This window comes from Microbulbifer sp. JSM ZJ756, from assembly GCF_044383805.1.
Lineage (GTDB): Bacteria > Pseudomonadota > Gammaproteobacteria > Pseudomonadales > Cellvibrionaceae > Microbulbifer > Microbulbifer zhoushanensis.
In genome coordinates this window covers 82,337-92,871 of record NZ_JBISER010000009.1, presented here as the reverse complement: position 1 = coordinate 92,871, position 10,535 = coordinate 82,337, and the positions used below count along the sequence as shown (strand labels likewise).

Here is a 10,535-nt window from a genome sequence, read left to right as displayed (position 1 = left end):
CCGCATCAGGCCGGGACGCGTCGCGGCCCCGCCGGCTCATCGCATGCGGCGGACTCGTCGAGGTCGGTAATAAATTTTCCGCTTCCGCCGTGCAGCACCGCATGCAGCTCTGCACAGGTGGACAGCGCGATGCTCTCCGGCAATTCCCCACCGATATCCAGGCCAATGGGCGCCCGCAGGGGGGTGTCCAGGTTTCGGTTCAATTCTGTGAGCGACGTGCCGGCCAGTGCCAGCACCCGGTCCCGCCGGCTGGTGGGCCCGAGCAGGCCCAGGTAGCGCAGGTGCTGTCCCTGCAGCAGGCGCACTGCCGCCGCGTCCAGCTCCAGGTTGTGGCTCATGATCACGGCGGCATCAATGTGGGACAGGTCGAGGTGCTGGCTGAGTTCATCGGGAGGGCAGGAATAACAGTGACAGCCGGGGAAATAGGCGGGCCGCGCGTTGGCCGGGCGCGGGTCGCACAGGCTTACCTGCCAGCCCTGGGTACGGAACAGTTGGGCCATGGGCCGTGCATCCACGCCCGCACCAACAACAAGGATATGGGCAGGCGGTGTAACGGGAGTCCGCAGCCAGTCGCCATCCTCGCGCTGCACCAATGTGGCGCGCCCCGTCGGCCCACTGTTCCCGGCCGGCTCGACACCTGCTGCTACTTCACCGTTGACCGGTATTTTCTGCAGGTAGTAACACGGTTGGCGCTGCTGCAGCTGCTCGCGCAGCCGGCCCAGTTGCAGGTAATCGTTGTCGGCCTGCACCGGCTGCAGCAATATATGCACAATGCCGCCGCAGCCGATACCGAGCTGAAACGCGAAGTCGTCCTCGTCGCTGCCGTCATAGCACAGCGTTTTGGCCGCACCGGAGTGGGCGACCTGTCGGGCATGGCGCTGGATGTCCGCCTCCAGGCAGCCGCCACTGAGCAGGCCATAATGCCGGCCCAGGTCATCGAACAGCATCATTGCCCCGGCCTTGCGATAGCAGGGGCCGGCAGTGCGGTAGATACTGCCCAACACCCAGGTGCGCTCTCTGCGTTGCCCGTACCAGAGATCGAGCAGGGCTGTCAGCTGGTTTGCCATAGGACCGCCTGTTTATGGTTCTGGGTTCGACACCTGCTGTCGATACTAACTGATTCACTTTATTGCTGCACCGCTTCCTGTCGCACCTGGACCGTCGCTGGCCCCATCACCGGGAAGGGATGTGAAAGCCCGCCGGTCCTGACGGCAGCTGTTGAGCATTTGGCGCCCATTGCATCTTCTTGTGGCTCGAATAACAGCAAGCCCCGGGCCGATACCATGAGTTGTCGGGGGGGGGAGACCCCGAATTGCTGCCAATGTAATTTGATGTAGTTTTACGGCGTCATGCATGAGCGCTATGATCGAGCCCTGGTCTACCGCGCTCCGGGACAGGATGCTATGGGGCAACGACTGCGTACGGGTATGCGATTGCAAGCGCCGCCCGGCAACAGGTTAATCACTTAGGGAAGAGCATGACTGACGTTGCGGTTATTATTGTAAATTACAATACCGGACACCTGGTGTCAGAGAATATCGAGAGGGTTTTCTCCTCGGTGAACGACACCGGCATAGAGTTAAGCCTGTTTATCGTCGATAACGCATCCACGGATGATTCCCGGGGGCTGTTGTCACGGGCCCGGGCAAGCAGCTCGCATGCCGCCTCCATCAACCTGATCGACAGTAGCCATAACGGCGGCTTCTCCTATGGTAATAACCTGGCCCTCGAAGCGGTTTCACGCAGTGGCCTGAATCCCGATTACTACTACTTCCTCAACCCGGACGCCTACCCAGTGGAGGGCGCCATTGATGCATTGGTGGCTTTTTCCCGCGCCCGGGGGGATCTCTGTATTCTCGGGTCCACGCTGCTGGATGAAAACCTGGTGCCCAGGCCTTCTGCATTCCGTTTCCCCTCACTGGTCTCGGAGATGCAACGCGCAGTTTCCCTGTCACTAATCGACCGATTTTTTCCCCATCGCCGGGTCAGTATGGGCGTTCCGGAGGAACCGATCGAGGCCGATTGGGTTACCGGGGCCGGTTTTTTTCTCAGTGAGCAGGTGCTGAGCCGCCTTGGTCACCTGGATAGTGGTTACTTTCTCTATTTTGAGGAGGTGGATTATATGCGTCGTGCACGCCGACAGGGCGTAGCGATTTACTCGCTGCCGGCATCCAGGATTGTGCACCTTGCCGGTGCGGCGACAAATATTGTCGGCAGCCAGTCGGCGGCCCGGCCCATGCCGGACTACTGGTATGAATCCTGGAATCGCTACTTTTACAAGAATCATTCACGGCTCTATGCCTTTTCCGCCGGTTTCGCCTGGCTGCTTGGGCGCATGGCCAATAACCTGCTGGCCATCTTTATTCCGCGGCGCCGCCGGGTTGATGGCCATTCCATGGGGCGCTTCCTTAAAAAAGCCATGTTGGGGAACTGAGTATGGAGAAGGGACGATCGACCGCTGCCGCACCGCTGCCGAAAGGTGATCGAAACTGCAATCCCCCCGGCATCGGTTTCTGGGCGCTGGTCAGGGAAGATTTTGTCACCCATGACCGCGACTGGTTGAGCCAGGGGTTCTGGGCAGTATTTTGCCACCGCTTTGGTAACTGGCGTATGGGGGTACGTTCCCGCTTGCTGCGTGCGCCACTGACAGTCGCTTACCGTATCTGGCGGATACTCTGCCAGTGGTTGTGTGGGATCAAACTGGACTACACCGTCGGTCTGGGGCGCAGGGTGAAGATTGAACATTTTGGTGGCATTGTTCTTGGCGCGCGCTCTATCGGCGACGACGTGGTTTTCCGGCAGAACACGACTCTTGGAATTGCCAGTGCAAGCGACCGCAACGCCAAGCCAACAATCGGCTCCCGGGTCAATGTGGGTGCCGGTGCGGTAATTGTGGGTGATATTACGATTGGGAATGATGTCTCGATCGGGGCCAATGCAGTGGTCAGTGTTGACGTCCCCGCAGGCGCGCGCGTGCGGGCACCGAGAGCCAGTATCAATGTCACCCGGAAAGCCGATACCCGGGAGGTGGAGGTTGTCGATAATTAAGTCCGGTATCTGCTGCCCCGGGTGGTACACCCTGGATAACTTTTCATTTTAGAACCTTCAAATTGGTACGCTTGCTGCCATTCTTTTCGACGCTAAGCGATTTATTAAAACTAGTTGCCATTCGCGGTGTGATGCGTGTCTAATGCAGGAAACTTCTGTGGCAATTGGATGACGGTCGATCCCATATGGAAATGGAGCAGGCACCGCCGTGCCCTGGCGTATCGCCAGTGCGGATTGTTTTGCAGCTGGCAGGCCAGCTGGTCACCCGACTGCTGATTCAGTTTCGCAGGCTTGGCAAGGGCCTGGTACTGCTCTACCTGGTAGTTTTCCTCGGATTGCTGGCCCTGGTGGTCATATCACAGGGGCTGGGCGTCCCTGTGCAAAACCTTACCCGCGATCCTGTTGCTGTGATCCGGGCCCCTTTTTATACCGGCATCCTGTCGAATCTTGGCATTCTGCTATGGTGTGCCGCCGCCGCAATTTCCCTGTTTTGCGCAGCGCTTGTGGGTCGACTTGGCCGTGACAGGAAGCAACAATCATTTCTTTTCTGGTCCGGTGCCTTCATCATACTGCTTCTTCTTGATGACCTGTTTCTCCTGCATGAAGTTGTGTTCCCGTATTATTTTGGTCTTCGGGAACGCTATGTGATCCTGCTGTACGGGTTCTGTATGGTGGCCTACCTAGTGCGCTTCTGGCGGACGATGCTGAACACAGACTTCCTTATTTTTTTCTGCGCCGGTGGCTTTTTCACGTTGTCGCTGGCCGTCGACAAGTTGCCGGAGGATATCCTGCCGCTTCACCATATTTTCGAAGACGGCAGCAAGTTCCTTGGTATTGCGTCCTGGCTGTTATACCTGGTGCGAACTTCCTTCCAGTTTGTGATTGATGCCGTTCCCGGCAGAGCGGTCAAAGAGGGCATGTGATGCCCGCCAATGACCCGGTGCTGCTATTCGCGCCGAATGCCTCACTGTCTTTCGGGGGGGAGGCGGCGCGGCCATTGCGCTATTTCCTGGAACTCCATCGCCGTCACATCCATGCCCACCTGCTGGTGCATGCCCGGAACCGGTGCTGGCTGGATATTGCGTATCCAGCACTCACGGGCTACATCCACTATGTGCCCGAAATCCGCCTGGAGCGTTGGGTGGCGAAACTGGGCTGCCGGTTGCCGGAGCGTATCCATACGATGACCACCGGCATGTTGCTGTGGCTGATTATGCAATGGCGGGCACGCCCCCTGATTCATCGCCTTGTCCGTAGTTATGGCCTGGCGTTGATTCACCAGCCAATCCCGATCTCGCCCCGGGCACCATCACTGGTGCACGGATTTGGTGTGCCGGTGATTATCGGCCCCCTGAACGGGGCGATGGATTATCCGCCGGCGTTTCGTTATCGGGAGCCCCTCCTGTCCCGGCTGCTGGTGAGCGGCGTACGCGCTCTGGCACGTCCCATGGCGGCATTTTGCCGCGGTCTTCCCGACGCCCGGATGGTTCTGGTTTCCAATGCGCGTACCCGGGCGGCGCTGCCGCCTGGCCTGCGGGGCGAGGTCTGCGAGCTCGTTGCCAATGCGGTGGATACGCGCGAGTACGCACCGAGAGTGGGAGGTCGTCAGCCCGGCAGGTTGCACCTGCTGTTTTGCGGGAGGCTGGTCTCCTTCAAGGGCGTGGACCTGCTGTTGCGGGCAGTGGCCCGGCTCCCGGCCGGATTGCCGGTAGTGCTGGAAGTTGTCGGCGATGGCGCAGAGCGCACCGCCCTGGAGAGCCTGGGCGAAGCACTGGGATTGCAGTCAAAGGTGGTTTTTTCCGGCTGGGTGGACGCATCCGGGCTGGCCGACTGTTATCGGCGCGCCGATGTTTTTGTTTTGCCGAGCCTGCGCGAGGCTGGCGGGGCGGTGGTCATGGAGGCGATGGCGGCGGGGCTGCCGGTAATTGCTGCGGACTGGGGTGGGCCGGCGGATTACCTGCCGCAGGATGCCGGGATCCGGGTACCGGTCAGCAGCGTTGAGGGATTCATCGAGGGCCTGGTAGCTGCGGTTTGCAAGCTGGCTGAAGATTCCTGCATGCGAGAGGCAATGGGCCTGGCCGGGCGCAGCGCGGCAACCGCTGGAATGGATTGGCAGGCGCGCATCGACGAACTGGAGCGGATCTATCGCGCACTGGGGCGCGAGGTGGTTGCGGTACAACAACCTGATGGGCAGTGCCGGGCAGCCACAGTCGATGGCGGGAAACGGAGCTAGTCCAGGTCTGCCGGCGGCGGCTGGACCTAGCCGCCAGGGCGTCACTGCGCCATGCACCAGATGGGCTAGACTCAGGCCAAATCATCATGAGAATCGCCTGTCGCCCGGTGCTCCGGAGCGCAGTGGTGACGGCTTACCCGTCCGGCCTGAAAGGTACCCCCATGCGCACAATCACACTCCATAATGGCGTCGAAATTCCCCAGATCGGCTTTGGCACCGCTGCTATCGGGGCCTGGCAACAGGATGACAGCCGTGTCACAGATACTCTCCTCAAGGCCCTGGCAGTGGGTTACCGTCACTTTGACACGGCTTCTGTGTACGGCAACGAGCGCGCCCTGGGACGCGCCATCCTGCAGTCCGGAATTCCGCGCGACGAGCTGTTTATCGTCAGCAAGGTGTGGGATACAGAGCAGGGCAGCGATACGCAGGCGGCATTCGAGCGGAGTCTCGAGCGCCTGGAACTGGAATATCTGGACCTCTACCTGGTGCACTGGCCCGTGCCAGCCTACACGCGCGAGACCTGGGAGGCGATGGAGTCGCTTTACGATGAAAAGAAAATCCGTGCCCTGGGCCTGTCTAATTTCCGCAAGTCAGATATAGAGCAGCTCGCCACCTTCGCCCGCATCAAGCCCACTTACAACCAGCTGGAACTGCATCCCTACTTCACCCAGAAAGCACTGGTGGAATACTGCCAGTTCCACCAGATGGCGGTGTCCTGCTGGTCCCCCCTGGGAACCGGGGGCTGGAGTGATGTGAAGACCCGGGAGAAGCCGGTCAGTGACCCGGTGATCCAGGAACTGGCGGAAAAGCACGGGGTCAATGCCGGGCAGATTATCCTCAAATGGGATGTCCAGCAGGGCCGGATTGTGATTCCCAAGGCCGAGAGCATCGAGCACATGACCGGCAACCTGGAGCTGTGGGGGTTTGAATTGAGCGATGAGGAGTTGGCGACGATCGATAACCTCAATCGTGACCTCCGCTTTGGCGGAGATCCGGACACCGCGCATGAATCCAACCGGCAGGTGCAGGTGCCGGAGTAGGGTACGGCGTAACTTGCCCGGCAGCTGCCAGCTCTAGCGACGCAGCGCTCCGGTCCCTCGCGCCAGGGGTTCCCCCAGCAGGGCACCGACGCGGATACAGAGGGCGGCCACAATCCCGCAGGCCAGCCCCCAGAAATGCGCGTCGTGCACAACCGGGGCGTCGATCCACCGGGATACCAGGGAACCCTCAGTGCCGTAGTACTCCGAGTAAACCTTCAGCGCCAGGATGGAGAGCAGCAGCGTGCCCCGCCAACGTGTCTCGCGCTGCAGGATTTCCTGGGTAGCGCTGAGTGCCAGCAGGGCATGAACAAGCCCGGAAAGCCCCATATACCAGCTGACATGTGGCTCAAACAGCACCAGCGCCAGTCCACACAGTGTTGCCAGCACGGAAACCTCGATCAGCAGGCGGGTCAGGGGATGGCGGTTTGGGAACAGGACCCAGTACAGCAGCAGTGTCGCTACATTGAGCAACAGGTGGTTCAGGTCGGTATGGGTGAAGTGCCCGCTGGCAATTCGCCAGTACTCGCCCGAGAGGACCAGGGCCCGGTCGTAGCGCAGCAATGCATCCAGGTCCTGGGGAGAGAATTGCACCAGGCAGGCGAGGCCAATGAGGACCGCCGGCCCGGCCCAGAGGCTGAGTTTTTCCAGCAGGTGATGCATGGTTTATCCCCGGTTGCTGTTTTCAGGCTACGCTGGCCTCGGGTTCCCGCTGTGCCTCCAGGTGACCGCGGCGGGCCTGCTCCACCAGGGAGGGTTCGCGCTCCGCCTTCTTGTTCTGGATGCGTAACGCCTCCCGGTAGTCGGTATTGGAAACGATAAACTCCTCGGCGCGCTGGTTGATATCGGAGTAGAGCGCGTTCAGTTCCGCAATCTTGGCCGACAGGTGTTCCAGGTCCAGGATCCGGTCAAAATAGAGTGCAATCAGCCGCTCACACTCCCGCCCTACGGCCAGGTACTCGTTGCCTATCTCCCGGTGCCCTTCGTAGTTCTTCTTGAAATTGAAAAAGGTCTGTACGCCACCCAGTAGTGCAGTGACCAGCGCCAGGCCGGCACCCGCCCACTTGGTCCAGTCGGGCAATTCGGCATTGATAAGGGAGAAAAACAGGGAGCCCAGGAACAGGTTGATCACCACGATGGGCACCCCGCACAGCACATGCAGGTTGCGCCCACGCATGGAGGCGCGGAAGTGGCTGTGCTTGCACAGGTGAGCGTTCCAGCGGAGTTTTTCCAGGACTTCGACGGTATTGGGGATCGTGGCCATGCCGGGGACTTATTCTACTTGTTCGCCGGCAGTGTACAGCTTTTGCGTGGAATTTGGAGTGATCCCCCGTCAGATGGGCCTGAGCAGGCGCCCCTGCCTGGGCAGGAAGTAATTGTCGTAGTCGAGGGAGAGCAGGACCCGGTGTGCCCTGCCGACAATTTCCCGGCGGGGGACAAGCCCTATCACGCGGGAATCGGCACTGTTGTCACGATTGTCGCCGAGGACCAGGAAATAGTCGGCGGGTATGCTGACCGGCGCAAAGCTGGACAGCCTGTTGGCTTCCCGCTCCAGGCGCACCGGATGGGGTTGGCCCGGCAGCATCTCCAGCAGTTCACGGGAGGCAGGGCTATCTGTGTGCAGCTGGTACTGGACGGGCACCCCGTTGAGAACCAGTTGGTTACCCCGCAGCGCCACGGTATCCCCCGGTGTGCCGATTACCCGCTTGACCAGCCGGTTGCCGGTCACACCGGAATCGAAGACAACAATATCGCCCCGCGCCGGCTCGCCGAGGCGGACCAGGGAGCGATGGGTAAAGGGTACGCGCAGGTCGTAGGCCAGCTTGTCCACCAGGATGTAATCGCCCACCTGGATGATCGGCCGCATCGACCCGGTCGGTACGTGGTTCCAGTCGGCGAGGGCGCTGCGAAAGATAAGCATCAGCGCCACAAAGAGGAGTATTCCGCGGTGATCCTTCAGCCTGAATCCCGATCCCTGGTTCATTGCACAATCCCTTTTCCACTGTCCGGCCTTGGAGTCGGCCGGGGCCAGGGAGTTCCCCCGCTGGCGTCAGGGGGACTCGGTGGCCGCCGGGGTATACGTGGCCATTGCAGCCCGTCGGTTCGCCAGCACCACGCTGGCGAGCGCCGCAATCACGAGCAGCCAGCAGTACTGCACCTGTCCCACCAGGGCCAACGGCGACACTGCGGCCAGGGAGGAAGCCAGCAGCAACTGCGCACCCCAGGGCAACAGGCCCTGTACGACGCAGGAGAATATATCCAGCAGGCTGGCACTGCGCCCGGGGTCGACGCCATAGCGGTCGCTGATCCCCCGGGCCAATTCACCGTTCAGCAGGATCGCCACGGTATTGTTGGCGACGCACATGTTGGTTGCCGCCACCGCCGCACCAATCCCTATTTCACCTGCGCGTGGGGACGGCTCCCGGTTATGTCCCAGGCGGCTCAGCCGGTCGATGGTGCGGCCCAGCCACTCCAGGCCACCCTGGGATTTCATCATTGCCCCCAGTCCCCCGATCAGCAGGGACAGCACCAGGATTTCCTGCATATTGCCGTAGCCCCGGTAAATGTCCTGCGACAGCACCGCCAGGCTGTAGCCGGGCTGCAGTGCCAGGCCAATAACTCCCGCCAGCAGGATGCCGATAAACAGTACCAGCAGCACATTGACCCCCAGTACTGCCATGGCCAGCACCGCCACGTAGGGCAGGATCCGCAGCAGGTCATAATCCCCGGGTACTTCCACTGTGGCGGTGCCTCCCTGGAAATAGAGCCATACCATGGTGGCCAGGGCCGCGGGCAGGGCGATGCGGAGGTTCATACGGAACTTGTCCCGCATAGCCACGCCCTGGGTGCGGGTGGCGGCGATGGTGGTGTCGGAAATAATCGAGAGATTGTCACCGAACATGGCCCCGCCCACCACAGTGCCCACGGTCAGCAGCAGCGGCAGGTCGGTGGCCCCGGCCACGCCCACGGCAATCGGCGCAATGGCGGCGACCGTGCCCATGGAGGTGCCCATGGCGGTGGCCACAAACGCCGTGATCACGAACAGGCCCGGCAACACCAGTGTAGGTGGAATTACGCTCAGGCCAAAATTGACCGTGGCCTCCACACCACCCACAGCCCCGGCCACGCTGGCGAAGCCGCCGGCCAGCAGGTAGATCAGCACCATGGTGATAATCGTCTGGTCGCCCACGCCGCGCACAAAGGTTTCGATACGCTGCTGCAGGGGACCCCTGGCCAGCAGTATGGCAAGCGCAATGGCGGGCAGGATCGCGACCGGTGCGGATACCTGGTAAAAGGCCATCTCGACTCCCTGTGACTGGAACCAGAGGCCGCTGCCGACAAACAGCGCGAGGAACAGGGCCAGGGGAAGGAGGGCGAGCGGGGATGCTTTGGTCATGGATACAACTTTGACGAACAGCGGGAATGCCAGGAATCCCCGGCGCCAGCGGCAGGAGGCCCGGGGGCTGCAGGGCGAACTTAAGGGATCGCGGATTATAGCGGCCGGTCAGGAGTTGACCAATAACGGTTCCGCACAGGCAATGGCAGTCTGGTTATAAGAGGTGGGAGCTATATTCGGTGGCTCACCTTGTGGTTGATTGCCGGCACTGCATCGGCTTGGCGTCGAAGCCCCAGATAATGGTGGCCTCGCCCCCATGCTCCCGGAAACTCTCATTGCGGCCCCGGTAATTGGTTCCGCTGGCGCTGGGTTGCCGGTACATCAGCGAGACGCTGTCGCCGCGCTCGGCGATCAGCGTGGGCGGCTCGGTCGCAAAATAGGTGATCACCACTTCGTCGGCGGGGTTGCCGTCACAGGCAAAGGTCACCGGGCCCCTGCCGGGCGCCAGGCGGTAGCGCGCCTGCAGCTCGGCGATTCGCCGGCGGTAACTGTCCTCGACACACTGCCGCTGGTCGTCGGCTTTCCAGCACTCGTTGCGCCCCTTGATCCAGCCGCGCTGGCCGGCCTTTAGCACCGGGGGATGCTCGTTGGAGGCTTTTGCGAGCGCCGCTGCGTAGACCTCGGCGAGTTTGCGATCCAGCGACGCCAGTACCTCATCCGCGCAGACCATCGCCTCGGTGCTGCCCTCGCGCACACCCTCGCAGTCGAATGAGGGACCGTTTTCCGCGCTGGCAGTGAAGGCTGCCTGCAACAACAGGATGGCAGTGAACAGGGGGGCTGCAAGTTTGCCGGGCGATAGCCGGTGCATGGAAACTCCGTG

The 10,535-nt window shown here is 61.4% G+C and carries 11 protein-coding genes; 5 read left to right on the top strand and 6 right to left on the bottom strand.

What is annotated here, in order from left to right; translation table 11 throughout:
• Positions 1-5: 5 nt before the first annotated feature.
• Positions 6-1,067: an XdhC family protein gene (locus ACH6CX_RS14685; RefSeq protein ID WP_396675703.1), complete on the bottom strand. Its 1,062-nt coding sequence runs from the start codon at positions 1,065-1,067 to the stop codon at positions 6-8.
• Between the two features lie 410 nt (positions 1,068-1,477).
• On the opposite strand from ACH6CX_RS14685, the gene ACH6CX_RS14680 reads away from it, so the two are divergent.
• The 5 genes from ACH6CX_RS14680 to ACH6CX_RS14660 all read left to right on the top strand — a co-directional run bounded on the left by ACH6CX_RS14680 (position 1,478) and on the right by ACH6CX_RS14660 (position 6,321).
• Positions 1,478-2,434 carry a glycosyltransferase family 2 protein gene (locus ACH6CX_RS14680; protein ID WP_396675701.1) on the top strand — a complete coding sequence of 319 codons (957 nt, stop codon included), beginning with the start codon at positions 1,478-1,480 and terminating at the stop codon, positions 2,432-2,434.
• 2 nt (positions 2,435-2,436) lie between these two features.
• Positions 2,437-3,048 (top strand): serine O-acetyltransferase, encoded by a 612-nt coding sequence (locus ACH6CX_RS14675; RefSeq protein WP_237063323.1) that lies wholly within the window; start codon positions 2,437-2,439, stop codon positions 3,046-3,048.
• 185 nt (positions 3,049-3,233) lie between these two features.
• Positions 3,234-3,971, top strand: a complete 738-nt coding sequence (locus ACH6CX_RS14670; protein WP_396675699.1) for a hypothetical protein — start codon at positions 3,234-3,236, stop codon at positions 3,969-3,971.
• Complete coding sequence (locus tag ACH6CX_RS14665; protein WP_334078742.1) at positions 3,971-5,281, top strand: glycosyltransferase family 4 protein; 1,311 nt, start codon at positions 3,971-3,973, stop codon at positions 5,279-5,281. Before ACH6CX_RS14670 ends, ACH6CX_RS14665 begins: the two co-directional genes overlap by 1 nt.
• A 161-nt stretch (positions 5,282-5,442) precedes the next feature.
• Positions 5,443-6,321, top strand: a complete 879-nt coding sequence (locus ACH6CX_RS14660) for an aldo/keto reductase (RefSeq protein ID WP_237063317.1) — start codon at positions 5,443-5,445, stop codon at positions 6,319-6,321.
• Between the two features lie 33 nt (positions 6,322-6,354).
• Here the strand turns inward: ACH6CX_RS14660 and rrtA are convergent, their stop codons facing one another.
• The 5 genes from rrtA to ACH6CX_RS14635 form a co-directional block, all read right to left on the bottom strand.
• Positions 6,355-6,981 carry a rhombosortase gene (gene rrtA / locus ACH6CX_RS14655; protein ID WP_396675696.1) on the bottom strand — a complete coding sequence of 209 codons (627 nt, stop codon included), beginning with the start codon at positions 6,979-6,981 and terminating at the stop codon, positions 6,355-6,357.
• Between the two features lie 22 nt (positions 6,982-7,003).
• On the bottom strand, positions 7,004-7,582 hold the full coding sequence (locus ACH6CX_RS14650; RefSeq protein ID WP_237063313.1) for an SLATT domain-containing protein: 579 nt from the start codon (positions 7,580-7,582) through the stop codon (positions 7,004-7,006).
• Between the two features lie 69 nt (positions 7,583-7,651).
• Positions 7,652-8,248, bottom strand: coding sequence for a signal peptidase I (gene lepB, locus ACH6CX_RS14645; protein WP_396675694.1), 597 nt, complete (start codon positions 8,246-8,248; stop codon positions 7,652-7,654).
• A 120-nt stretch (positions 8,249-8,368) separates the two neighbouring features.
• Positions 8,369-9,715 (bottom strand): Na+/H+ antiporter NhaC family protein, encoded by a 1,347-nt coding sequence (locus tag ACH6CX_RS14640; RefSeq protein WP_396675692.1) that lies wholly within the window; start codon positions 9,713-9,715, stop codon positions 8,369-8,371.
• 184 nt (positions 9,716-9,899) lie between these two features.
• A complete protein-coding gene (locus tag ACH6CX_RS14635) occupies positions 9,900-10,523 on the bottom strand; it encodes an MliC family protein (protein WP_396675690.1) in 624 nt (207 codons plus the stop codon).
• Between the last annotated feature and the right edge of the window lie 12 nt (positions 10,524-10,535).